The organism is Streptomyces sp. NPDC001381 (assembly GCF_042895685.1).
GTDB lineage: Bacteria > Actinomycetota > Actinomycetes > Streptomycetales > Streptomycetaceae > Streptomyces.
On sequence record NZ_JBIAWO010000004.1, the window covers coordinates 332671 to 357808 of the forward strand.

Annotated in this window: 17 protein-coding genes; 12 read left to right on the forward strand and 5 right to left on the reverse strand. The window is 72.6% G+C overall.

Features of this window, described 5'->3' with window-relative positions:
* Positions 1 to 5 precede the first annotated feature (5 nt).
* Both ACFY2L_RS20120 and ACFY2L_RS20125 read right to left on the reverse strand, forming a co-directional pair.
* The gene (locus ACFY2L_RS20120; RefSeq protein ID WP_390659732.1) at positions 6 to 1430 is read right to left on the reverse strand and encodes an aminobutyraldehyde dehydrogenase; all 1425 of its coding nucleotides are present in this window, start codon (positions 1428 to 1430) and stop codon (positions 6 to 8) included.
* 68 nt (positions 1431 to 1498) lie between these two features.
* Complete coding sequence (locus ACFY2L_RS20125) at positions 1499 to 2773, reverse strand: cytochrome P450 (protein WP_390659731.1); 1275 nt, start codon at positions 2771 to 2773, stop codon at positions 1499 to 1501.
* Between the two features lie 225 nt (positions 2774 to 2998).
* Here ACFY2L_RS20125 and ACFY2L_RS20130 point away from each other — a divergent pair, with 225 nt between their 5' ends.
* The 11 genes from ACFY2L_RS20130 to ACFY2L_RS20180 all read left to right on the forward strand — a co-directional run bounded on the left by ACFY2L_RS20130 (position 2999) and on the right by ACFY2L_RS20180 (position 19880).
* Positions 2999 to 4357, forward strand: a complete 1359-nt coding sequence (locus ACFY2L_RS20130) for a Rieske 2Fe-2S domain-containing protein (RefSeq protein ID WP_390659730.1) — start codon at positions 2999 to 3001, stop codon at positions 4355 to 4357.
* Entirely contained in the window at positions 4350 to 4931 is a 582-nt protein-coding gene (locus tag ACFY2L_RS20135; RefSeq protein WP_390659729.1) for an aromatic-ring-hydroxylating dioxygenase subunit beta, read from the forward strand. Before ACFY2L_RS20130 ends, ACFY2L_RS20135 begins: the two co-directional genes overlap by 8 nt.
* A 24-nt stretch (positions 4932 to 4955) precedes the next feature.
* Positions 4956 to 5225, forward strand: a complete 270-nt coding sequence (locus ACFY2L_RS20140; protein WP_390659728.1) for a hypothetical protein — start codon at positions 4956 to 4958, stop codon at positions 5223 to 5225.
* Positions 5222 to 6085, forward strand: coding sequence for an FAD binding domain-containing protein (locus tag ACFY2L_RS20145; RefSeq protein WP_390659727.1), 864 nt, complete (start codon positions 5222 to 5224; stop codon positions 6083 to 6085). Before ACFY2L_RS20140 ends, ACFY2L_RS20145 begins: the two co-directional genes overlap by 4 nt.
* The gene (locus ACFY2L_RS20150) at positions 6082 to 6558 is read left to right on the forward strand and encodes a (2Fe-2S)-binding protein (RefSeq protein ID WP_390659726.1); all 477 of its coding nucleotides are present in this window, start codon (positions 6082 to 6084) and stop codon (positions 6556 to 6558) included. The genes ACFY2L_RS20145 and ACFY2L_RS20150 overlap by 4 nt, the downstream gene beginning before the upstream one ends.
* Complete coding sequence (locus ACFY2L_RS20155; RefSeq protein ID WP_390659725.1) at positions 6555 to 8897, forward strand: xanthine dehydrogenase family protein molybdopterin-binding subunit; 2343 nt, start codon at positions 6555 to 6557, stop codon at positions 8895 to 8897. Before ACFY2L_RS20150 ends, ACFY2L_RS20155 begins: the two co-directional genes overlap by 4 nt.
* Before the next feature lie 60 nt (positions 8898 to 8957).
* The gene (gene mdlC, locus ACFY2L_RS20160) at positions 8958 to 10514 is read left to right on the forward strand and encodes a benzoylformate decarboxylase (RefSeq protein ID WP_390659724.1); all 1557 of its coding nucleotides are present in this window, start codon (positions 8958 to 8960) and stop codon (positions 10512 to 10514) included.
* A 114-nt stretch (positions 10515 to 10628) separates the two neighbouring features.
* Positions 10629 to 10910, forward strand: a complete 282-nt coding sequence (locus ACFY2L_RS20165; RefSeq protein ID WP_390659723.1) for a hypothetical protein — start codon at positions 10629 to 10631, stop codon at positions 10908 to 10910.
* A complete protein-coding gene (locus ACFY2L_RS20170) occupies positions 10907 to 17227 on the forward strand; it encodes a condensation domain-containing protein (RefSeq protein ID WP_390822946.1) in 6321 nt (2106 codons plus the stop codon). The genes ACFY2L_RS20165 and ACFY2L_RS20170 overlap by 4 nt, the downstream gene beginning before the upstream one ends.
* Before the next feature lie 47 nt (positions 17228 to 17274).
* Positions 17275 to 17559: an acyl carrier protein gene (locus ACFY2L_RS20175; protein ID WP_390659721.1), complete on the forward strand. Its 285-nt coding sequence runs from the start codon at positions 17275 to 17277 to the stop codon at positions 17557 to 17559.
* Positions 17556 to 19880 carry an amino acid adenylation domain-containing protein gene (locus ACFY2L_RS20180; RefSeq protein ID WP_390659720.1) on the forward strand — a complete coding sequence of 775 codons (2325 nt, stop codon included), beginning with the start codon at positions 17556 to 17558 and terminating at the stop codon, positions 19878 to 19880. Before ACFY2L_RS20175 ends, ACFY2L_RS20180 begins: the two co-directional genes overlap by 4 nt.
* A 76-nt stretch (positions 19881 to 19956) precedes the next feature.
* On the opposite strand, the gene ACFY2L_RS20185 is transcribed toward ACFY2L_RS20180, so the two are convergent.
* On the reverse strand, positions 19957 to 21870 hold the full coding sequence (locus tag ACFY2L_RS20185) for a KedN5 family methylcobalamin-dependent radical SAM C-methyltransferase (RefSeq protein ID WP_390822947.1): 1914 nt from the start codon (positions 21868 to 21870) through the stop codon (positions 19957 to 19959).
* A 129-nt stretch (positions 21871 to 21999) separates the two neighbouring features.
* Between ACFY2L_RS20185 and ACFY2L_RS20190 the strand changes: the two genes are divergently transcribed.
* Complete coding sequence (locus ACFY2L_RS20190) at positions 22000 to 22725, forward strand: thioesterase II family protein (RefSeq protein ID WP_390822948.1); 726 nt, start codon at positions 22000 to 22002, stop codon at positions 22723 to 22725.
* 61 nt (positions 22726 to 22786) lie between these two features.
* Here the strand turns inward: ACFY2L_RS20190 and ACFY2L_RS20195 are convergent, their stop codons facing one another.
* Entirely contained in the window at positions 22787 to 23797 is a 1011-nt protein-coding gene (locus ACFY2L_RS20195; RefSeq protein ID WP_390659717.1) for a ferritin-like domain-containing protein, read from the reverse strand.
* Complete coding sequence (locus ACFY2L_RS20200; protein ID WP_390659716.1) at positions 23797 to 25134, reverse strand: condensation domain-containing protein; 1338 nt, start codon at positions 25132 to 25134, stop codon at positions 23797 to 23799. Before ACFY2L_RS20200 ends, ACFY2L_RS20195 begins: the two co-directional genes overlap by 1 nt.
* Positions 25135 to 25138 lie beyond the last annotated feature (4 nt).

Genomic DNA, 25138 nt, shown 5'->3' on the forward strand with positions numbered 1-25138 from the left:
GTGCCTCATGCCTCCTGGTGGTGCATCACGTGCTTGATCCGGGTGTACGCCTCGAAGCCGTACACGGACAGGTCCTTGCCGTAGCCGGAGTGCTTGAACCCGCCGTGCGGCATCTCGGAGGGGAAGCCGAGGTGGGTGTTGACCCATACGGTGCCGAAGTCGAGGCGGGTGGTCATGCGCATCGCCCGGCCGTGGTCGCTGGTCCACACCGCCGAGGCCAGCCCCTGCTCCACCCCGTTGGCGAGCTTCACCGCCTCGTCCTCCGTGACGAAGGACTGGACCGTGACCACCGGGCCGAACACCTCGGTCTGCACGATCTCGTCGTCCTGCCGGACGCCGCGGATCACGGTCGGTGCGAAGAAGTACCCCTCGTCGCCCACCCGTTCACCACCGGTGACGATCCGGGCGTGCTCCGGCAGCCGGGCGAGCAGACCGGTCACCCGCTCCAGCTGGGACGCGTTGTTCAGCGGGCCGTAACCGGCGTCCGGGTCGCCGGGCGGGCCGGGCCGCACGGCGTGAGCCGCGGCGGCCAGGCGCTCCACGAACGTGTCATGGACGCGCTCGTCGACCAGCACCCGGGTGGCCGCGGTGCAGTCCTGCCCGGCGTTGCCGAAGGCCCCTTCCACGATCTTCGCGACGGCCGCGTCCAGGTCGGCGTCGGCGAAGACGACGACCGGCGTCTTCCCGCCCAGCTCCAGGTGGACCCGCTTGAGGCTCCGTGCTGCGGTGCGTGCCACATCGATGCCCGCCTCGACCGATCCGGTCAGCGAGACCATGGCCGGCACCGCGTGGTCCGTCATCGACCGGCCGGTGGACGGCCCGCCGCAGACCACGTTCAGCACGCCGGCGGGCAGGAATTCCGCGGCCAGTTCGGCGAACAGCAGGGCGGAACGGGGCGTGGTCTCGGCCGGTTTGAGGACCACCGTGTTGCCCGCCGCGATGGCCGGCGCGCTCTTGAGCACGGCCATCAGCAGGGGGAAGTTCCACGGCGCCAGCTGGGCGCAGACGCCCACCGGCTCCCGCCGCACATAGGAGGTGTGGCCGGGGGTGTACTCCGCGGCCGAGCTGCCCTCCAGGATGCGGGCGGCGCCCGCGAAGAACCGGAGCTGGTCCACCATCAGAGGGATCTCGCCCGCCGCGGCGGCGCTGCCGGTGTCGAGCAGCTCGGCCGCGGCGAACTCCTCGGCCCGCTCCCGCAGCGCGTCGGCGATGTGCAGCAGCGCCTCCTGGCGGGCCGCCGGAGCGGTGCGGCGCCAGCTCTCGAAGGCGGCCGCCGCCGCACGCATGGCGGTGTCGACGTCCTCCGGGCCGCTCAGCGGAGCCAGGGCGCTCGCGGCGCCGGTGCACGGGTCGAGCAGTTCGGCGTAGCGGCCCTCGGCCGGCTCTGTCCTCTTGCCGTCCACGAAGTTGGAGAGTGCGGGCAGCGTCATCGGGTTCTCCTCGGTGGGGCCCCGGCCGTGGGACGGCCGGGGGTACGGGCGGGGCTGCGGTGCACGGGTCATGCGGCCCCGGGCACGGCCGCCGTCGTGGTGTCCGCGACGCGGAGCTCGGTGAAGCCGTGGAAGCCCAGGTTGTTGTTGTAGTTCAGGCTCTGCGGCACCACGCGCAGTCCGGGCATCCGGCGGTAGAGCGTGGTCAGGGCGATGCGCATGGTCTGGCGCACCAGGGGGTCCCCGAAGCACAGGTGGCGTCCGGCACCGAAGGTGAGGTGCCGGTTGGGGGCCGGCCGGTCCAGGACCAGCTCGTCGGCCCGGGAGAACTGCTGCGGGTCGCGGTTGGCGGAGGCCACGTAGAGCATCAGCGGCCGTCCGGCAGGCAGCACGATCTCCTCCCCCGCCGCGGTGGTGTACGGCATGTCCTCACGCGCCACCCGGCCCACGAACTGCACCGGGGTGCAGAAACGCAGCAGTTCCTCGATGGCGTCGGGTATGGCCGCCGGGTCCAGAAGAAGGGCCCGCTCGGCGGCCGGGCGCTCGTCCAGCACCTGCACGCTGTTGCCGATCAGGTAGCGGATGGAGGCGACTCCGGCGAACAGCAGCAGAGCCGCCTGGGCCACCACGTCCTCCTCGGAGAACCGGTGCCCGTGCACCTCCGTGGTGCGCAGCGTGTGCAGCAGCCCGCCCTCGCGGGCCGCGTGCTCGGCGCACTCGGCGGAGGCCAGGAACTCGGTCAGCTCCCGTGTGCTGGCCTGGGTGCGCTTGAGGTGCTCGACGGTCACCTGCGTCGAACCGAAGAGGTGCGCGATGTCGTCGGTCCAGCGCGTCAGCTCCGGGTGCGCGTCGACCGGGACACCGAGCACGTCGGCGATGACCATGGAGGGCAGCGGGAAGGCGAACTCCGTCATCAGGTCGAAGCCGGCGGGGTCGACCGAGTCGAGCAGACGGTCCACCAGACCCTGGATGCGGGGTTCGAGCCACTCGTCGGTGAACGGCCGGTAGCTGTTGTTGGCCTGACGGCGGTTGCGGGTGTGCTCCTTGCCGTCATGGAACGCCAGCCATCGCTCGTACACGCCGATCATGTCGGCGAACTCCTCGCGTTGTGATTCCGGAAGGAACCAGAGCGGGACGGCGGCCCGGGCGTTCGAGAGGCGTTCGTCCTTCATCAGCCGCAGACAGTCCTCGTAGCTGAAGAAAAGCCACGCCCCGCCGAAGATGCGGTCCGACCGGAAGGCGGGGCTCTCGGTGCGCATCTTCGTGTAGAAGGAGAAGGGGTTCGGAATGTATTCGAAGTCGTTGTGCGTGAATTCTTCCGCAGAAAGGTCCTGGATCGGCAACGGTTTTCCTCCGTCTCGAATGAACCGATGAAGCGGCGCGGCGGGGCGCGGCACCGACCCACTAGAACAGGGCGCCCAGGCGGCAGGCAATGCCGTACAGGAAGTTGAACGGCGCTGTTTTCCCGCGAACTCTGACACTGGTCAGAGCGCAGTTCGGGGGACTAACCTGCCGCAGCATCAATGCCGAATCGGCGTGCCATCGGCCCTGAAAAGGCGGAGCAGGAATTGAGTGAAAGAGCGCGCGCAGACACTGCGCAGAACACCTATCGGCTCGACCGTCGGGCATTCTCCGACGAGGGCGTCCTGAAGGAGGAGTTCCAGCGGGTCTTCCGCCCGAACTGGCAGTTGATCGGCTTCGAGTCCGAGCTCCCGGACGCCGGTGACTACGTGGTGCGCCGGCTGGGCGACGACGGTGTCATCGTGGCGCGGGACGAAGAAGGCCGCATCACCGTCATGCTGAACTCGTGCAGCCACCGGGGCACCCAGCTGTGCCGTGCCACGTTCGGCAACGCCGCGCACTTCCGGTGCAGTTACCACGGCTGGACGTACGCCAATGACGGCCGTCTCGTGGGTGTCCCGAGCATCCGGAGCAACTACCCGCCGACGTTCCGCAAGAAGGACTACGACCTGCCGCGGGCGAGGTGCACGGTCTACCGCGGTTTCGTTTTCGCGACCTGGAACGAGCAGGCACCGCCGCTGGAGGAGTACCTCGGGGACTTCCGCTGGTACCTGGACGCGCTGCTGGACCTGACCGGCGGCGAGTGGGAGGTCTACGGCCCGCCCCAGCGCTCCGTCGTCAAGGGCAACTGGAAGATCGCCACCGACAACTTCGCGGGCGACGGGTACCACATGCAGACGACCCACCAGGCCGCCTTCGAACAGGGAATCTACGGCAGCAGCCTGGCCGACGGAACCCTGGGCAAGGGCGAACTGGACCTGATGGGGGTGAACGTCAGCACCCCGCAGGGGCACGCGGTGCGGGCCGGCTACGTGGTGGAGAAGGCCGACCCCACGCTCCGGCGCGATCTCTCGCAGCCGGCGTACCTGGGCTATCCCCGCGAGGAATGGCCGCGCTTCACCGCCGGGCAGACCGAGGAACAGGTGCGGTTCAACTCGCACTGCGAGGTCGTCCACGGCGTCGTCTTCCCCAACGCCGCGTTCCTCAGCGTCTCTCACGACCGCGCCGTCGGGCGTGAGGGCGACCCGCTGACGAAGTACTTCGTCTGGCGGGTGCACCAGCCGATCGACGCACGGCACACCGAGTGCACGTACTGGACGCTGGTGCCGCGGTCGATGAGCGAGGAGTGGAAGCAGCGCTCGTACGCCTTCCAGGCGCGCTCGCAGTCGGCCGGCGGAATCCTCTTCGAGATGGACGACTTCGAGAACTTCGCCCGTATCGACGCGGCCATCGCCGGAAGCGTGGCGGACGACGCGCCCACCGACCTGTCGCTCGGCATGGGCCTCGGGCGCCCCGTGCCCGACTTCCCGGGCCCCGGACGGGCGGAGTTCATCACCCTCTCGGAACACAACCAGCGCGGCTTCTACCGGCGTTGGTCGGAGCTCATGGAGGACCCTCGTGACTGACCCCGGCACGGTGCCGGCGGGCGGACCGGCGCGTCTCCTGCCCGAGCATCAGCCTTTCCCCGCGCGCGTCGCACGCCACCGGGAACTGGACGCCCCGCTGCGGGACTTCCTCAGCGAGGAGGCGGCGCTGCTGGACGACCGCGACCACCCGGAGTGGCTCGCCCTGCTGGAGGAGGACTTCCTCTACCAGGTGCCGGTGCCGCTGCTGCGCGAGGACCCGGACTTGCCGCGGCACAGCGACCGGGCGATGCTCTTCGAGGCCACCAAGCACGTCCTCGCCATGAAGCTCGGCCGCGTCGGCCTGCGCCACGCCTGGTCCGACCGCCCCGGTGGGGTACTGCGCCACTTCCTCGGCTCCGTCCGGGTGTTCAGCACGGCCCAGGAAGGGACGTGGCGCGTCGACTGCGGCGTACTCGCCACCTGGAGCCGGGGCCGGGACGAGGGCGCCCTCGCCACCGCCGACCGCCAGGACATCGTCACGGACCTCGGCGACGGCCGGTACCGGCTGGTGCGGCGCCGGGTGCTGCTGGACACCGAGGTGCCCACCCATGAACAGCTCTCCATCATCTTCTGACGGCCTCGACGGCAGGAAAGTCATATGAGCGGACTCGCGTGGAGCCCCACGGGGCGGCAGGAAGCGGAACTGTGCAGGATCGTCTGCGAATCGGCGGCCGTGCGGGTGGCGGCCTCCCCGCTGGGCAACGGGATGCGGCTGCGGCTCACGTCGGAACGCACCGGCGCGGAGGTCCTGCTGGACGCCACCGTGCTCGATGCCCTGTGCCATCTCACCCCGCCGCACGCCGTCGAACTGGTGCGGTCCGTCACGGAGTCCGGCTCGCTCGGTTCCGGCGGCCGGGAGCCGCGGTGAAGCCCGCGCCCTTCGACTACCAGGCCCCCCGCACCCTCGACGCCGCCCTCGCCCTGCTGGCGGGACCCGACCGGCCGGTGACACCGCTGGCCGGCGGGCAGAGCCTGGTGCCCCTGCTGAACCTGCGGCGGCACCGCCCCGCGACCGTGGTCGACCTCAACCGGGTCGCCGGGCTCGCCGGGATCCGGGTGGGCGCGGACGCCGTACGCATCGGCGCGATGACCCGGCTGCGGTCTCTGGAGACCGACCCGGGCCTGCTCGGGGCCCTGCCCGTCCTCGCGGAGACCGTCGCCGAGGTGGCCCACCGGCAGATACGGCACCGCAGCACGTTCGGCGGATCGCTGTGCCACGCCGACCCGTCGGCACAACTGCCCGCGGTCGTGCTGGCCCTGGACGCCCGGCTGACGCTGCACAGCGTCCAGGGCGCACGGACGCTGACGGCCGAGGAGTTCTTCCTGGGGGCCCATGTCACCGCCCGGCGGCCGACCGAACTGCTCACCGCCGTCGAGATCCCCCGTCGAACCGGCCTGCGCCACCGCTTCGAGTCGGTGACCCGGAGAGGCAACGCCGGCGGCCCCCTCGTCGGCGTCTGTCTCGGCGTCGCCCTGGACGGCCCCGTGGTCACCCGGGCTCGCATCGCCGCGTCCGGCGTCGCGGACCGCCCCGTGCGACTGCGGGAAGCGGAGCAGGCCCTCGTCGGTCACCGGCTCGACGGCGCCCTCGACGGGGTCCTGGACGCCGTCGGCATCCCGACTCCCCCCGACGACCTGCACGGGAGCAGCGCCTACCGCGCCGACATGCTGCGCGTCGTCCTGCGCCGCGCGGCCCTGCACCTGGCAGCCGTAAGGAGTGGCTCATGAGATCCACACAGATCACACTCACCGTCAACGGAACCGTGCGGTCCGCTCCGGCCGAGGCGCGCACCCTGCTGAGCGACTTCCTGCGCCACGGCCTCGGGCTGACGGGCACCCATGTGGGCTGCGAGCAGGGCGCCTGCGGGGCATGCACCGTGCTGGTCGACGACGAGCCGGTCCGCTCCTGCCTGATGCTCGCGCTGCAGGCCGACGGCCGCCGGGTGGAGACCGTGGAGGGAATCGCGCCCGAGGGCGAACTCGACGGTCTGCAGCGGTCGATGAGCGCGGCGCACGGACTGCAGTGCGGGTTCTGCACCCCCGGACTGCTCATGGCCCTGCGCCACGCCGAGCGCGTGGGGCTCGGGGCGGCGGAGGCCGTGGCCGACGTCCTGCCCGGCCACATCTGCCGGTGCACCGGGTACGGCGGCATACGGTCGGCCGTCCGCGAGCACTGGGAGCGGGCGGGGGAGGACCGATGAGCGCGCGCGATCCCCTGGTCGGCCGCTCCCTCCCGCGTCTGAACGACACCCGGCTGCTGCGCGGCGACGGCCGGTACGTCGACGACATCGACGACATCGGGGCCCTGCACGCGGTCGTCCTGCGCAGCACCGAGGCGCACGGCCGTGTCGTGCGCTTCGACGCCACGGCGGCCCGGGCGAGCGGTGAGGCCCGGCTCGTCCTGGGGCCCGACGACATCGCCGAGTGGCTGGCACCGCTGCCCACCACCTGGCGGCTGCCCGGTCAGCGGGCCCGGCACGTCGACCCGCAGGCCGGCGTCGTGCGGTACGTGGGACAGCCGATCGGCCTGGTGGTGGCGGACAGCCGGGCCCTCGCCGAGGATCTCGCCGAACGCGTCGCGATGGACATCGAACCGCTGCCGGCCGTCGTGGGCATCGACGAGGCACTGGCCGAGGGCGCGCCCCTGACCCACCCCGACGTCACCGGCAACGTGGCCGGGCGGATCCACTTCGGCGACCCCGTCGAGGAACTGGAGGGCGTCTTCGCGACCGCGCCGCACGTGGTGGAGCGGCGTCTGTCCATCCAGCGGGCCAGTCACAGCCCGCTGGAACCGCGGGGACTGCTCGCCGAGTGGGTCCCCGCGGTACGCCGTCTCACCGTGTGGAGCAGCACGCAGGCACCCCACGTGGTACGGCGGGAACTGGCGGCGACCCTCGGGCTGCGCGTCGACGAGATCAGGGTGGTCGCGCCCGACGTCGGCGGTTCCTTCGGCGGCAAGGTGACGTTGCACGTCGACGAGGCACTGGTCTGTCTGGCCGCCGTGCTCCTGGGCGGCCGGGTGAAGTGGATCGAGGACCGCGCCGAGAACCTGACCGCCGCGTACCAGGGCCGTGGGCAGCAGGCGTGGGCGCGGCTCGCCCTGGACGACACGGGCCGCTTCCTCGCCGTGCACGCGGACGTCAAGGGCGATCTCGGGGCGTTCTCCATCCAGGCGGGTTCGGGCCCCTTCCAGGTCACCGGACTCGCGCTGGAGGGGCCCTACCGGTTCGAACGGGCCGGGGCCACGGTCACCGGCGTGTACACCAACGCCGTCCCCACCGGCGCCTACCGGGGGTACGGCATGCAGGAGGCCGCCTGGATCAGGGAACGCCTGATCGCCGAGGCGGCCCGGGAACGCGGCCTGGACCTCGTCGGCCTCCAGCTGCGGAACATGATCGAACCGCACGAGATGCCGTACACCACCCGCACCGGGATGACGTACGACAACGGCGACTACCCGTCCGCCCTGCGGCGCGCCGCGGCCATCGCCGCCGGGCACCGGCGGCCCTCGACCGACACCGTACGGCGCGGTGTCGCGGTGAGCGCCGGGGTCGAGATCACCGGCTTCGCGCCGACGGCGCTGCTGGAGGCGTTCGGGATCGACTGGAGCGGGTGGGAGAGCGTCCGGCTGCGCGTCAACCACGACGGCACCGTCGTCGTCTTCTCCGGCGTCGTCGGCATCGGCCAGGGCATCGAGACGGCACTCGCCCAGATCACCAGCGACCATCTCGACGTCCCGCTCGACTCGGTCACGGTCGAGCTGGGCGACACCGCGACCTCCCCCTACTCGGACCTCTCCTCGCAGGCCAGCCGCTCGCTCACCCTGGCCGGCGGGGCGCTGGTGCGGGCCTGCGCGCGGATGCGGGAGCGGATGACCGCCCTGGCCGCCGCTTCTCTCGGCGCCGACCCGGCGGAGGTGACCCGGGAGGGAACCGTCTTCCGGGCCGTCGGCCGCGACACCACGAGGACCTGGGCCGAGGTCGCCTCGCGCGGCTGGAAGGGCTGGGGGCGGCCCGACCCCGACCGGATCCAGCTGGAGGAGTCGGTCGACTTCGACCCGCCGGCCCTCACCTTCTCCTACGGCGCCCACGGGGCCGCGGTGGCCGTCGACGTGGAGACCGGACAGATCGCCGTCGAGGACTACTGGACGGTCAACGACAGCGGTGTGGTGGTCAATCCGCTCATCGCCGCCGGCCAGGTCGTCGGCGGGGTCGCCCAGGGTCTGGGCATCGCCCTGCTGGAGGAGGCACTGCACGACCCCGTCACCGGCCGGCCACTGACCACCGGGTTCGGCGACTACACGCTGCCCTCCTCGGGCGACGTGCCCACCGTGTCCGTCGAGGAACGGTCCACCCCCAGCGAGGTGACCCCCGGCGGGTTCAAGGGGCTGGGCGAGGGCGGCGCCATCCTGCCGCCGGCCGTCGTCGCCAACGCCGTCTCCGACGCCGTGCCCGAGATAGGTGAGGCACTGACGGTCTCGCCGCTGTCGCCCGAGCGGGTCTGGTCGGCTCTGCGGGCCGCGAAGCCGGACCGGGACTGACAGTCCGAACGCCAGAAGGAACCAGTCCGATCCAGTCAGAGGGACGACATGACCCCAACCGTGCGCGACACCACTTTCGACCTGCTGCGGTCGCTGGGCATGACCACCGTCTTCGGCAACCCCGGGTCCACGGAACTGCCCATGTTCCAGGACTTTCCCGAGGACTTCCGGTACGTGCTCGGCCTCCAGGAGTCCGTCGTGGTGGGCATGGCTGACGGCCACGCCCAGGCCACCCACGACGCGGCGCTGGTCAACCTGCACTCGGCGGCGGGCGTCGGCCATGCGATGGGCGCCCTCTTCACCGCCCACCGCAACCGCACACCCCTGGTGGTGGTGGCGGGCCAGCAGGCACGCTCCCTGCTGGCCGGGGGGCCGTACCTGCTCAACGACGACCCGGCCCTGCTGCCCCGGCCGTACGTCAAGTGGAGCCGGGAGCCCGGCCGTCCGCAGGACGTCCCGGCCGCGATCGCCCGCGCCTACCACCTGGCCATGGCCCCGCCCCGGGGACCGGTGCTGGTGTCGGTGCCGGCCGACGACTGGGGGGCCCCGGCCGAGCCGCTGCCCGAGCACAGGGTCAGCACCGCCGTGCGCGGCGACCCCGACCTCGTCGGCGCGATCGGCCGGGCCCTCGCCGCGGCCGCCCGGCCGGCCCTCGTCGTGGGCGCCGCCGTCGACCAGGAACGCGCCTTCGACGACGTGATCGCCCTCGCGGAGCTGCACCGGGCCCGGGTGTGGGCCGCCCCCATGTCGTCCCGGTGCAGCTTCCCCGAGGACCACCCGCTCTTCGCCGGCTTCCTGCCGCCGGTGCGCACGGGCATCGTGGAGCAACTCGCGGGGCACGACGTGGTGCTGGCCGTCGGAGCACCGGTGTTCACGTACCACGTCGCGGACAGCGGCCCCGTCCTGCCGCCGGGGACCACGCTGTTCCAGCTCACCGACGACCCGGACACGGCCGCCTGGACCCCCGTGGGCACCTCGGTACTGACCAGCATCGGGCAGGGTGTGCGGGACCTGCTGGCACACCCGCCGTCGACCGAGCGCCGGGACCCTCCCGCACGGCCCCGGCCGTCCAGGGTGGCGCAGGGGCGGGGCGCGATCGGCCAGCCGCTGCTGATGCAGACGCTCGCCGGACTCAGACCGCCGGACAGCGTGATCGTCGAGGAGGCGCCGAGCAGCCGCCCGGTCATGTGCGAGTACCTGCCCAACACCGGGCCGGAGAGCTTCTACACCTGTGCCAGCGGGGCGCTCGGCCACGGACTGCCCGCCGCGGTGGGCATGGCGCTCGGCCGGCCCGGCCGCAGGGTCGTCGCGATCGTCGGCGACGGCTCCGCCATGTACTCCGTCCAGGCCCTGTGGTCGGCGGCGGAGCTCGGCCTCCCGCTCACCGTGATCATCGTCAACAACCGCTCCTACGCCACGGTGGAGCGGTTCGCCGAGCGCTTCGGCATCGACAAGCCGGTCGGCACCGCCCTGCGGGGGCTTGACTTCGTGGGCCTCGCCCGTGCGCAGGGATGCGCCGCGGCCCGCGTCGAACGGGCCGAACTGCTCCCCGACGCCCTGCGGACCGCCCTCACCTCGCCCGGCCCCCACCTGCTGGAGGTCGTCACCACGGCATGAGGCACGGGCCCCGTGCCCCCTCCCCCTGCGCAGCCCCCCCCCGCGCACCGCCGCGGGGGCTGCGCACCCCGACACGCACGCACACGGAACACGGCCGAAAGACGGGAAGAGCAGATGACCCAGCGGACCGAGGAAGAAACCCGCCGGCAGATCCGCGAGATCGTGATCAGCATGGCGCCGGACGCCTCCCGCGCCGACGAGCAGGATCCGGACCTGGTGGAGACACTCGGCTACCACTCACTGGCCCTCCTGGAACTCGCCTTCGCGCTGGAGGACGAGTACGCCCTGCCGCCCATCGATCAGGAGAGCGCACAGCGCATCCGCAAGGTCAGCGACGTGGAGGACTACGTGCTGGCCCAGGTGCGGGCCGAGGCCGCCGACGGAGGCGCCCGGTGATCGACGAGCGGCTGCGTACCGTTGTCTCGCGCGCGCCCGACCGCACCGCCGTCGTCTTCGGCGAGCGCCGCCTGAGCTACCGGGAACTCGGCGAACAGGTGGCCGCGGTGCGCACCGGCCTCGGCCGCCTCGGGGTGGCCGAGGGGGACCGTGTTCTGATCATGCTGCCCAACTGCCCCGAGTTCGTGATCGGTTACTTCGCCACGGCCGGACTGCGGGCCCAGGTGCTGGCGCTGGACCCGGATGCGACCGAGCAGGAGGTCCGGGTCCGGTCCGAGGACCGCGTGCCGGCCGTCGTGATCACCGACGCCGCCCGGCTGCCCCTCGTCGAACGCCTCGGCCGCGGCTGGTCCCGCGCACCGCGGACGATCGTCGTCGGCGCGGCCCCGGAGGGAGCCCTGTCCTTCGGCACCGTGGCCCGCGGCCCGGGCCGGCCCGCCGACGCACCGGAGCCCGACGACGCCCCCTGGGTCGTCACCCACTCCTCCGGGAGTACGGGGGAGCCGAAGCGGATCGAGCGCAGCCGGCGCAATCAGCTCGCCGAGGCGGACCACATCATCGCCTCCGCGCGGATCGACGGCGACGACGTGATCCTGTGCCCCGTTCCGCTGTTCCACGCGCTCGGGCAGTTCTGCTGCATGACCGTCGCGCTCCTGGCCGGTGCGACCCTCGTGCTGGTTCCGCCGGGCGACGACGGCCCCGGCGGGAGCGCCGGACTCGACGTGGGGCGCGTGCTCGGGCTGCTGCGACGGCACCGGGTGACCGTCTTCCCCACCGTGCCCTACCTCCTGGCCGCGCTCTCGGACTGGCCCGAGGACCGGGAGGCCGATCTGTCGTCGGTGCGCCTGTGCCTGTCCGGCAGCAACTTCCTCGGCCCCGGCGTGCGCGAGCGGTTCCAGGCACGCTTCGGGGTGCGCGTGCGGCAGACGTACGGCAGCTCCGAGGCGGGCAGCGTCTCCTGGGACTGCGACCCCGACACCGTGGTCGCCGACTCCGTGGGCCGCCCGTTGCAGGGGGTCACCGTGGACATCCTGGACGAGGCGGGTGACCCGCTGCCGCCCGGCGAGACCGGGGAGATCGCCGTCACCAGCGCCGCCGTGATGAGCGCCGGTGACGGGCCCGGCCCGGTCGGACCGCGCGCCGCCGGGCGCTACCTGACGGGCGATCTCGGCCGCCTCGACGCCGACGGCCGGCTCTACGTCAGCGGGCGCAAGCGGATCCTGATCGACTCCGGCGGCCACAAGGTCAACCCGGTCGAGGTCGAGGACGTCCTCGCGCAGCATCCGGAGGTCGCCGAGGCGGCCGTGGTGGGCGTTCCGCTGCCGGGCGGCGGCGATCTGCTGGTCGCTGCCGTGCTCCCGAGCGGAGGGCCGGACGCCGCGACGGACCAGGAGGCCCTCGCCGCGCACTGTGCGCGGCACCTCGCCCGCCACAAGGTGCCGGCGCGCTTCACGCGCGTGGACGTCATCCCCCGCACCCCGCTCGGCAAGGTGCGCCGCGCCGAACTGGCCGCCCTGCTGGACGCGGACACCGCGCCCGGCGTCCCGTCCGCCGACGGGATCTGGGACGAGCCCGACGCCGGGGTGCGCACCCGGAAGATCGTCGCGCATCTGCTGGCCTGTGCGGCCGCCCTCACTCCGGCGGCGTCCGCGGAGCCGACCCCGGCCACCACCGTGCGGGACCTGGGACTGGACTCACTGGGCGCGCTGCGGCTGAAGATGATGCTCCAGGACAGCCTGCGCCGCACGGTCGGCCTGGCCGAGCTGCTCTCCGGGACCACCGTCGGGGAGCTGGCCCGCAGGCTGGCCGAGCGGCCGGGCGAGGCCCTGGCGCCGCTGTCGCCCGAGGCACGCCCCACCGGTGAGTTCCCGCTGTCGGACAACCAGCTGTCGATCTGGCACGCGGACCAGGTGGCCCCCGAGAGCGCCGCCTACAACCAGAGTTTCGCCGCCCGCATCACCTCCGGGCACGACGCGGAGCTGCTTCGGCGGACCTTCCAGGCGCTGGTCGACCAGCACGCCGTCCTGCGCACCACCTTCGCGGTGCGCGCCGGGAGACCGTTCCAGCGGATCGCCGCCCGCGCCCGGGTCGACTTCGAGACGGTCACCCGACCCCTCGGAGCCGACGAGCTGCGGCACGAGCTGAACGCCGAGGCCTTCCGGCCCTTCGCCCTCGAGACGGAGTTCCCCCTGCGGGTGCGCCTGTACGAGCACGCGGCCGGCGGCCCCGTACTGCTGGTGACGCTCCATCACATCGTCACCGACTTCTGGTCGTTGGTGACGATGCTCCGGGACATGGAGGCGCATCACACGGCGCTGTCCACCGGAACGGAGCTCTACCGGCCGCCGCAGCCCTACACGTACGTCGACTACCTGCGCTGGCACGCCCGGGCCGTCGAAGGCGCCGAGGGCGAACGCGACTGGGAGCACTGGCGGAAGGTGCTCGGGGATCCGCCGCCGGCGCTGGAACTCCCGCTGGACAAACCCCGGCCCGTCGTCCAGGCCCAGCGCGGCGCCACCCACTTCCACGCGCTCGCTCCCGACTGTGTCGCGGAACTGGGGGAGTTCGCCCGCGCCCACGGCACCACGTCCTACGTCGTGCTGCTCGCCGCCTTCCACGTCCTGCTGCACGGCTGGACGGGCGAGCAGGACCTCGCGCTCGCGGCGATCACCACCAACCGGCAGCGCCGCGAGTTCCAGGACGTGCTCGGCTACTTCGTCAACCCCGTGGTCTGCCGCACCCGGATCGACCCGGAGGAGTCCTTCGGGGACCTGTTGGAGAAGGTCCGCGGCACGCTGCTGGAGGGCCTGGAACACCAGACGCTGCCCTTCGCGCGGATCGTCGAGCGGCTCGGACTGCGACGCGAACGCGGGCGGGCGCCCCTCGTCGAGGTCGCCTTCGGCCAGAACAAGCCGCAGCACGGGGACCGGCTCGGGGTCAGCCGGTTCCTCACCGGGGACGGCGGCCAGGTGCTGAAACTGGGCCGCCTCACGCTGGAGTCGGTGCCGCTGCGCCAGCGGGGCATGGTGTACGACCTGTCCGGCGCCGTCTATGAGGCGGACGACTCGATCTCCCTCGCCTGGGAGTACAACACCGACCTGTTCACCGGGGCCACGGTCGCCCGGCTGGCCGCCCAGTTCGAGAGCACGTTGCGCGCCGTCCTGCGCGACCCGGAGCGCCCCGTGGGGCGGACGGACGTCCTGGACCCCGTCGGCCGGGACCTGTTGCTCTCCGCTTCCCGTGGTGAGGCCCGAGACCCGGGGGAGACGGAGCCGGTGCCCGCGGCGCTGGTGCGGCTGGCGGCCGAGGCACCGGAGGCGACGGCCCTGGAGACCGACGAGGGACGGCTCACCCGCCGCGAACTGGTCGACCGTGCCGTCGCGTTCGCCGGGCGCCTGACCGACACGGGCGCTCCGCCCGGAGCGGTCTGTCTGCTCTGGCTGCCGCACGGCGCCGATCTCGCCGTCGCCGGTCTCGGCGGGCTCCTGGCCGGGCTGGTCCCCGACGCCGTCCCCGTGGACACCCCGCCCGCGCAGGTCGCCGCCGCGGCGTCCCGGGACGGCGCCCGCCTGATGGTCACCACGGTGGCCGGCCGAGCCCTGCTCGGTGCGGTCGACCTGCCCGTGGTGTGCGCGGACGAACCCGTGCCCGGCGGGACGACGCCTCGGCCCGGCTCGCCGCCGGCGCCGGCCGGCGCCCCGGACGGCAGCGGGCCCGCGCTGGTCCAGCACACCTCCGGGGTGACCGGTCCGGCGCGCACGGCCGTCCTCGACCACGGGGCGCTGGCCGCGTGGTCGCGTCAGCTCCGGGAGAGCCACGGCTCCCTCGACGGGGTCCTGGTGCACGGCGCCGTGGCGCCGGACCGCGCGCTCGCCCGGCTGCTCGTGGTGCTGGCCGCGGGCGGCAGTGCCGTTCTCACCGGCGCCGGGGCGACCCCGGCGGAACTGGCCGCACTGCTGACCGGCGAACGGCACTTCGCCCTGGTGTCCTGCACCCCCACCGAACTGTCCGGGGTGGTGCCACGGCTGGACGGACGGCCGCTGCGCGCGGACGCCGTCGTGCTCGGCGGCGAACCGCTGGCCGGCAGCCTGGTGCGGGAGCTGCGTGAGAAGGCCGGGCCGGTGCGCGTCCTCAACGAGTACGGCGGCGCCGACCTCCTGCCGGTGATCAGCTCCCACGAGATTCCACCGCACGGCCCGGACGACGCTCCGTTCGTCCCGGTCGGCCGCCCGGTGTCCGGCATCGACCGCTACGTCCTGGACGCCACGGGGCGGTTGTGCCCGCCCGGGGTCGTGGGGGAGCTCTGCGTGTCCCCGTCGGGCGCCGACGGTCCGCCGCAGCGTACCGGCGACCTCGCCCACTACCGGCCCGACGGCGACGTCGTGGTCGTCGGCCGCGCGGGCGACCGTACGACGGTCCGGGGCTACCGCGTGGAGCCGGCGCTGCTGGAGGCGGCCGTGCTCGGGCTGCCGGAGGTGTCGGGGGCGCTCGTCGTCGCCGACGCGGACGGCGGACTGGTGGCGCACGTCGTACCGCGCGGTGCGGGGCTGACGGCGGCGGCCGTGCAGGACGCGCTGCGCCGACGGGTGCCCGAGTACATGCTGCCGTCCCGGTGCCTCCTGGCCGACCGCCTGCCAGCGGCGGCCAACGGCAAGACCGCGCGGCGGCCCGGCGAGGCGGCCGGCACCGCCGGCGAGGACGACGGCCCCGAGGACACCGGCGCGCACATGACGCCGATGGAGGCCCGGCTGGCCGCGATCTGGTCGGAGATCCTGGGCGTGCCGGAGGTACGGCCCGACGACGACTACTTCGACCTGGACGGTGACTCGATCACCAGCCTGCGGATCGTGTCGCGGGCCGCCGACGAAGGCATCACGATCACCCCCCGCCAGCTCTTCACCTGTCCCGTGCTGCGCGAACTCGCCGCCGTCGCCCGGTTCGCCGACACCCCGCCCACGCCGCCGCCCGCGCCCGTGGACGCCGTCCCGGACTCCGACACGATCCCGCTCGCCCCCGTCCAGCAGTGGTTCTTCGACCTGACGCTCGCCGAACCCGACCACTGGAACCAGGCCGTCCTGCTCCGGACCACCGGGCCGGCCGATCGCGCCACGCTGGTGCGGGCCCTGCGAGCGGTCGCCGACCACCATCCCGTCTTCCGGCACCGTTTCCACCCGCCCGCCGAGGGCTCCGCCTGGCGGCAGTCCTACGACCCCGAAGGCGAGCCGATCCGCATCCTGGAGGACGTCTCCTCCGCCACCCCCGAGGAGACGGCGGCCGAACTGCACGGCCTGATCGGCCTGGAGAAGGGGCCGCTGCTCGCGGCGGCGGTCCGGTCGGCCGGCGAGGCGGGCGCCGCGCATGTGCTGCTGGTCGCTCACCATCTGGTCGTCGACTTCGTCTCCTGGCAGATCGTCGTCGACGACCTGACCCGGGCCTACCGGCAGCTCGGCGAGGGGCGGCCCGTACAGCTGCCGCCCCCCACCGTGCCCTACGCGCGCTGGACCGAACTGCTGCGCGACCACGCGGAGTCCACCGCCGTCCGTGCCGAACTCGACCGCTGGGCACCCCCCGAGGCGGTCGAACCGCCGACGACGCGGCCCCCGCGTCCCGGGCTCGAGGGCGATGCGCGGGTGGCCACGGCCGACGTGCCACCGGAGGTCACCGCCCGGCTGCTCGGCCGTGCCGGCAGTGAACCGGGAAACCGCGCACAGGATCTGGTGCTCGCCGCGGTCGTCTACGCCGTGTCCCGCTGGACCGGCCGGCGCCGGGTCGCCGTCGACGTCGAACGGCACGGCCGCGACGACCTGTTCCCCGGGGCCGACCCGGGCCGCACGGTCGGCTGGTTCACGGTCATGCACCCGGTGCGCGTCGAGTTGCTGTCGGCGGTGCGACCCCTCGCGGTGCACCGCGCGGTCCAGGAGGAACTGCGCCGGCTCCCGGACGACGGTCAGGGTTACGGCCTGCTGCGCCACACCAGCGCGGATCCCGTCGTACGGGAACGCATGGCCGGCCTGCCGCCCGCCACCGTCAACTTCAACTACCTGGGCCGTCTGGGTGACCTGCTCGGCGGCTCCGACCGGCAGGTGCGCGAGGGACAGCTGTTCACCACCGAGACACTCGGCGAGGTCGGCGACCGTGGCCCCGGCAACGCCCGCCCCTACGAGCTGGAGATCAGCGCGATGCAGGTCGCCGACCGGCTGCGGCTGCGCGTCGTGCACGACGCCGACGGCGCGCGGCCGCCCGTCGACGAGCTGCTCGCCCTGGCGGTCACCGCCCTGGAGGCACTCGCCGCCCTGCCGGCGGACCCGGACCACTGACCGGGCCCGCCGTGAAATCGTCCACTGTCACCGCAAGGAGACCATTCATGTCCCCGGGCAGCTTCCCCCATCCGAGCCCGACCGGCACCGAGCTGCGCAAGGACGTGCGTGCCGCCTGGGCCGCCGCCCTGGAGCACGAGGCGTTCACCGACGACGAGGACTTCTTCGACGCCGGCGGCCACTCGCTGCTCGTGGCCCGCATCATGGCCGACCTCGGCAAAGCCGTCGGGCGCCGGCTCCCCCTGCGCCTGTTCTTCGACCACCCCACGGTCGCCGACCTGTCCGACACCATCGAAGCCATCCTGGCGGACGACGGAGGAGAACCCCGATGACCCGGACGGACGAGCGGCTCCCGCCGCCCGCCTGGAACACCACCGCGCGGGAGTTCCGGCGCACCGCGACCGTCGTGCAACTGCTGCGCGAGGCGGCCGCCCGGCACCCGCACCGCCCCGCGCTGGTGGCGGGCGACGGCACGGCGGTGGACCATGCCGAACTGGACGCCCGGAGCGACCGCGTCGCCCGGCTTCTGCACGACAGGGGCGTGGGCCGCGGCAGCTTCGTGGCGCTGTACTGCGAACGGGCCCCGCACGCCGTCGTCTCGCTGCTGGGCGTGCTGAAGTCCGGGGCGGCGTACGTGCCGATCGATCCGGCCTGGCCGCGTAAACGCGTCGTCCGTCTCCTCGGCGACCTCGGAGTGCGGTGCGTGGTCACCAGCGCGGCGCACCTGCGCACCATTCAGGAGCTGCGCTGGGAGACGCAGACCGTGACCGAGGTCGTCTGCCCGGACCTGGAGTCGGAGACGACCTGGGCGGACGTGCTCGACCCGGAGATGGTCGAGGAGTTCTTCGACTTCCTGTCCGGCGAGCCGGACCCGCTGGAGGCCGCGGGATTCAACCTCCGCCGCTCGGAACGCCCCTACACCTCCGCCGACGTGGAGCGGTACGCGCGGCACGTTGCCGCGCTGGCCGGCCGGGTGACCGGACCCGGCGCGGACATCCTGGAGGTCGGCTGTGGTTCCGGCCTCATCATGGAAGCCCTCGCCCCGACGGCACGTCGCTACGTCGCCACCGATCCGTCGGGGGTCGCCGTGCGCCGCAACCTGGACACCGCGGCGGCCGGCGGATTCGCCATCGAGGGGCGCCGAGCCTACGCCCACGAGGTGGCCACCGCCGTCGAGGGGCCGTTCGACCTGGTGGTGCTGGCCAGCACGGTCCAGTTCCTGCCGGACATGGACTACCTGCTGCACACCCTCGACTCGCTGACCGGCCTGCTCCGCCCCGGCGGCACCATCCTGCTGGCGGACCTGATCGACCCCGACGCCGAGTCCCATGCCGGGCTGCGGGTGCCTCAGGCGCTGCTGCGCCGGCTGCCCGAGGTGCTGCCCGGTGTCGGGGAGGTGGAGGTGCTGCGGCGCGCCGAGGGTACGTTCACCGGTGAACTGGCCCACCGCTACGACGCGTTGATCCGCGTGGCGCACCCGACCGCGCGGGCCGGGCGCAGGTGCCGGGTGTGGACGGCGGCGGACGTGGCGGTCCGTCCCGCGCTCCCGCTGCCGGATGCGGTCACCGCCGACGATCTCGCCTACGCCATCTTCACCTCGGGCTCCACCGGGGTCCCGAAGGGCGTCCTCGTCCAGCACCGCTCGGTCGTCAACCTCGTCGAGTGGCTCAACGGCACCTACCGGGTCGGCCCCGAGGACCGGGTGCTCTTCGTGACGTCGTTCTGCTTCGACCTGTCGGTGTACGACATGTTCGGCGTGCTCGCCGCGGGGGGCTCGGTGCGCGTCGCGACCCAGGACGAGATCGCCGAGCCCGAGACCCTGGTGGACATCCTGGAGGCGGAGCCGATCACCCTCTGGGACTCGGCGCCCGCGGCCCTGTCCATGCTCACGCCCTACCTCGGGCTGCGCGAGGCCCGCGGCCGTGACGGACTGCGGCTGGTGCTGCTGAGCGGCGACTGGATTCCGCTCGCCCTGCCGGACGAGGTGCGCGAGGCGTTCCCCGGGGCCGAGGTGGTGGCGCTCGGCGGGGCCACGGAGTGCACGGTGTGGTCGAACCACTATCCCGTGGCGGAGGTGGACCGGGAGTGGCCGAGCATCCCGTACGGCAGGCCCATGATGAACGCCCGCTACTACGTGCTCGACGAGGACCTGCGGCCGTGCCCCGTGGGGACGCCGGGCGACCTGTACATCGCCGGGGAGTGCGTCGCCGTCGGCTACGCCGGGAGCCCGGTGCTCACCGCCCGGAAGTTCCTGCCGGACCCCTGGTCGCCCGTCCCCGGTGCCCGCATGTACCGCACCGGGGACCGGGCCCGCTGGCTGGACGAGGGCGTCCTCCAGTTCCTCGGCCGTCTCGACGACCAGGTGAAGGTGCGCGGCTACCGCATCGAACTCGGCGAGGTGCACAGCGCGCTGGCCGGCTGTCCCGGTGTCCGCGCGGCCGCCGTGGTCCCGGTGGACGTGCCCGGCGGAAAGGACCTGCACGCGTTCTACGTGCCGGTCCATGAGACCCCGCCCGACGTGCAGGAGATACGGAGGTTCCTGACGACGCTGCTGCCCTCGTACATGGTGCCGAGGCGGATCACGGCCGTGGACGCCCTGCCGCTGACGGCGACCGGCAAGGTCGACCGGGGTCTGCTGACCGCACGGTCCTGACCGGAAAGGGCCGCCCGCCGACGCCGGCGGGCGGCCCTTTCCGGTGTGCGTGCCGCGGAGGTGCGTGTGCCGTTCCTCAGGCGACCGCCGTCAGGTCGAAGGGCGCACCGGACGGCCTGGGCTCCCCCATGAAGTGCACGATCTCCTCGTGGTTGGTGGAGAGCACGGCGTTGAGGGCGCCGGTGCGGTAGTAGAGGTCGACCCGCGTGGGCTCGGGCGTCAGGTCGGCCTCCTCGTTCGCCCGGAGCAGGGCGAGTGCGGCCGGCACGTTGTGGCTCAGCACCACGCCCTCGCGCACCGCGTACCGGCACCCGGCCTCTTCCACCACCGGCAGTGAGTCGTCGCAGACGGGCTGGGTGAGCAGGTCGTAGCGGAACACCTCGTCGAGGAACGCCTGGTGTACTCCGGCCAGCCGCGGCCGCACCGCCTCGCGCCACCACTGCTCCAGAGCCCGCCGGCCCGCGGGGTCGGTGAACAGGTAGCCGATGGCGGTGGCGTACGCCGGTGCGCCGCCGCCCTCCGCCCGGTTCGCGGCCTCGCGCAGCGGAGCGGCGTCCGGCGACGCGGTGCTCTCCACCCAGTCGGCCAGGCTGTTCAGCACCTGCGACTGCTGCCACCCCGCCAGCACACGCAGGGGAGTCCAGCAGTGCCGCAGCACCGCGTTCTCCGCGATCACCCGCGCCCAGAACAGGAAGCGCTGCATACGGGCGTTGTCCTCGAGCGACATCGTGCGGTGGGCCAGCACGTACTCGAAGTCGTCGTCGTTCCCGCGCAGCGCGACGATCCCGTGGAGCTCCTTGTTCTCGGCGTAGTCGGTGTTCGGCAGCAGCATGATCGGGTACACCGCGATCCGTGAGACGTGCTGCGCGAGTTCGTCATAGCCGTGCAGGAACGACTCCACCGTCTCGCCGGGCGCCCCCCAGATCAGCTCCGCGTAGCACTCCAGGCCCTCCTTGTTCAGCCACTCCACGAGGTCCCGCCAGTCGTTGACCTTCATGTTGCGGCGCTTCATGGAGGTGAGGGCGTCCGAGCTCAGCGACTGCAGCGCCAGCGTGAACGAGCTGCGAAGCCCGGACTCCTTCATCTGCCGGACGATGTCGTAGAAGACTTTCGACTTGTTCTTCGCCCACGACGTCTCGAAGGCCCGCGGGAATCCGTACTTCTCCTTGATCTCCACGAGGTCGTCGACGAATTCCCGGTCGATGGGCAACATGCCGAAGTTCGCGTCGCAGGCCACGATGGTGTGCACCCCGTGCAAGGCGAAGAGCTCCAGTTCGGACTTCAGCCGCTCCCGGGAGAAGGCGCGCACCCGCTGGCCGACGGCACCGCCCCAATAGCAGAACGCGCATTTGTAGGGGCAGCCGCGGTTCGTCTCGATGAGGGCGACGTCGTAGCGGAAATTCCCTTCCTCGTCGAGAAGGTCGATGGCGCCGGTGAGGAACGGCGACGGAATGATGTCCAGGTCGTCGATGCGGCCGCGCTCCTCGTTGGTGATCGTGGTGCCGTCCACGCGCCGCCACGAGATGCCCTGGACGGCGCCCAGCCGGGTGCGGGGCACGTGGTGCAGTCGCGCCCGGACCAGTTCGCGGAAGGTCAGCTCACCCTCCCCGTTGACGACGACGTCGACCTCCGGATAGAGGCGGAACAGTCGTTCGGCCTGGCCAGAGGCGTGGGTGCCGCCGAAGACCACCCAGCCGTCGGGGTTGAGCTGCTTGTAGGTCGCGGCGAGTGCGCCGAAGGCCCGTACGTTCCAGCCGAGCACCGAGAAGGCCAGCACGTCGGGGATCCGGCCGCCGAACAGCCGCTGGGCCATTTCGGCGTGGGTCACCTTGCCACGGAAATTACAGATTTCCACCGAGGTGTTCTCGCGCAGTTCGGCATCGTCCAGGATCATCGCCTTGAGATATCCCGACGCCAGGGGCATGGACTCCAGCGGCATGTCCCAGACGCCTTGCTGGACCAGCAGTACTTCGAGTTTCGCCTCAGGCATTTCTCGACCTCCCGTGCAGGAGCGGTAGCGGGCGCGGACAGAGAAATGATCGCCCCCGGATATCGTCGAGAAAAGCGCCACATTGAACGCAGGCGGACGGCGGTGTGCCGTACATTTAGCATGGCCTGTATGTGCAGAGTCAGAGAGCTTGTCGAGATATCAGGAAATTCCGATGCGCGGAGCGTCCTCTATGCCGTTCCGCACGCCGGTGCGGGAGTCGCGGCGGTCAAGCGGATGTGCCGCTCGCTCCCGGACCGGTGGCTCACCGTGGGCGTCCGGCTGCCGGGCCGGGAGTCCCGCACCCGGGAGGAGCCCCTCACTGATCTGAACCGCCTCACCGACGGGCTCGCGAAGAGCATCGGCGAGCACGCCGGGGACCGGGAAATCCACCTCTACGGCCACTGCGCCGGCGCGATCATCGCCTACGAGGTGGCCCGGCGACTGCCCGCCGCCCGGCTGCGCGGGCTGGCCGTCTCCGCCCACCAGTCCCCGGACCGCGTTCCGGTGGGCGAGGTCTGGCGATGGCCGCGCGAGGAGTTCCTGGCCCGGGTGCGGGAGGACGGCTACCTCCCCGACGAACTCGTCGGGAACCCGGAGTTGCTGTCCCTGGTCGAACCGGCGCTGCGTGCCGACTACCGGGCGATCGAGTGCCACCACCACGACCCGGAGGTCATCGACGTGCCCGTCCTCGCCCTGCTGGGCACGGAGGAGCACGCGGTGCCGGTCGAGGACATCCGGTCCTGGGGGGAGTGGACCTCGGCGGGTTTCGGCCTGGAGCTGCTGCCCGGGGGGCACAACCTGCTCTCCGACAGCCCCGTCGAGGTGGCGCGCGCCATCGACCGGCGGTTCGGCTGACACCGGGGCCGGGCGGACCGGGCGTCGGCGTGGCTCGGTCCCTGAGCCTGTGAACGGCGTCTCAGCGGGTGGGGCGGTCGTGCCGCCGCACCCGCTCGACGGTGCGGACGGCGGCCCCGTCCAGCAGATCGAGCCGCTCCAGTCCGCTCACCACCGGCGCCGTCAGCAACCCGACCTGTGCCAGCAGCGGGACCACCCGGGAGAACAACGACCTGCGGTAGGCCGCCAGTCCGGGATCCCCGAGTGCGAACCGCGCGCCGTCGCGGGCGTTCACCCCGAGCCGTTCCCACACGTCCGCCAGCAGGAACCGCCGGCGCAGCAGTGCCACCGACTCCAGGACGAACTCCTCGCGGTCCGCCCGTTCCGCGGCGGTCAGTTCGGGCAGGATTTGGTTCAGCATCAGGACGCCGAAGGAGACATGACGGGCCTCGTCCCGCGCGACCTTCACCATGATCTGCTTGATCAGGTCGTCGTGGAAGGCCGCCCCCGCCAGCCGGAAGCCGGCCAGGGCCACCGGCTCCACCAGACACTGGATCGCCAGCGCCGTGTACTCCCACTCCCGGGCCGTCAGGGCGTCCGAGAACAGCGACCGCAGCGCCTCGGTCACCGGATACGGCCGCGGTATGTGCTCCCGCGCATACCGCGAGAAGGCCTCCACATGACGGGCCTCGTCCCCGGCCTGGCTGATGACGCACAGCTTGGACTCCACATCGGGCAGCGCCTCGGCCAGCCGGGCGCAGGCCACCAGTGCCGCCTGCTCACCGTGCAGGAACTGGCACACCATCCAGCCCTGCACCTCCCAGCGGAACGCGTCCCAGGCGGCCTTGCCCCGCTTGGCCAGGGGGGAGGAGGTGAAGGTGCCCAGGGCGTGGGCCGAGCCCTCCGGGAGCGGGGCGCCGAACGGCACGGGGAGGGACCAGTCGATGTCGGTCGACGCGTTCCACTGGGCGAGCTTGGCCGACTCGTACAGGTGGGACAGGCGGGTCGGAGGCGTGTCGTACTCCCAGCTGAGCACGGCGCTGACGGGGACGCTGACGGAGAGCCGGGCGTCCCCGGGCGGGGACGTGGTCATCAGGACGTCCCGAGGTCGCCCACCGGCCGGTCGGGGGCATCGGCCACGCGGACCGCCATGCGGGCGAAGTCGTCGACGAACCGGTTCACCCACGCCGTCTCGAACCTTCGCCGGTCGTACCAGACGATGCCCTGGATGCCCGTCCGCGTGGGAATGAGGGCGAACTCCAGGTCGAAGCGGGTGCCGCCGCCGCTGGGCGGCCCGACCTGGCTCACCTCGAGCCCGTCGAGCGACAGCGCATACTCCGGACCGGCCATCACCTGGAACAGGATGTTCTCCAGCCCCGGACCGCGCTCCCCCTGGGCCTGCGGCACCAGGTGGTAGGGGATCTCCTGATTGCCCAGCGCGTCGTACACGATGTCCCGGCCGGCCTCCAGGACGTCTTCGAAGGTCGGCCGCTCGGGCATGGTCAGCCGCAGCACCAGCAGGTTCGTCAGGAAGCCTACGGTCTCGACGAGTTCGGGGCGGATCCGGTTGGCGAACATCGAGGCGACGGCCACGTCGGTGTCGCCGGTGTAGGCGTGCAGCACGGACGTGAAGACCGCGAGGCCGGCGACGAACGTGGTGAGGCGACGGGACCGGCAGATCTGCGTCAGGGCCGCGACCGCCTCCTCGGGGAGGTCGAAGGTGTGCGTGCCGGGCAGTTGGGGGCCGTCGGCGCGGCCCGCGGGCCGTCCCGGCAACGCCGGCGGCCTGGCCCCGGCAAGCCGGGTCCGCCAGAACTCCTGCTGCTCCGCGAGCAGGCCCGTCTCGAACCGCGTGCGCTGCCATTCGCTGAAGTCCAGGTACTGCATCGCCGGGGGCACCGACCGGGGCAGGACGCCCGGCTGCCCGGGCCGGTAGAAGCGGCCGAGGTCCCCGGCCAGTACGCCACCGGACCAGCCGTCGGTGGAGAGGTGGTGGATGGTGAGCATCAGCACCGCTTCCTCGGGCGACACATCGAGGAGCGCCGCGCGGACCGGGGACACCTCCAGGTCGAAGGGGGTGCGCACCAGTTCCCGCATGGCCCGCTCCAGGGCGCCCGGCGCGTCGTCGACCCGGCGGGACTCCAGCGGCACCGGACGGGGCTCGCGCACACGCTGCACCAGGCGCCGGCGCTCGGTGTGATACGTGGTGCGCAGGGCCTCGTGCCGGACCACGAGGCAGTCGAGCGCGGCCTGCAGGGCGGTCCGGTCGAGATCGCCCCGAAGCCGGTAGAACACCGGCACGGCGAGCGGTGACTCCGGTCCCCGGTAGTGCTCCATGAGCCCCAGCAGCCGCTGGCCGAGTGAGGCGGACCCGCCGCGCTCGACGGCGGCCGTCCCGGCCGTACGGGCAAGGTCGGTCATCTCGGTCATGGCG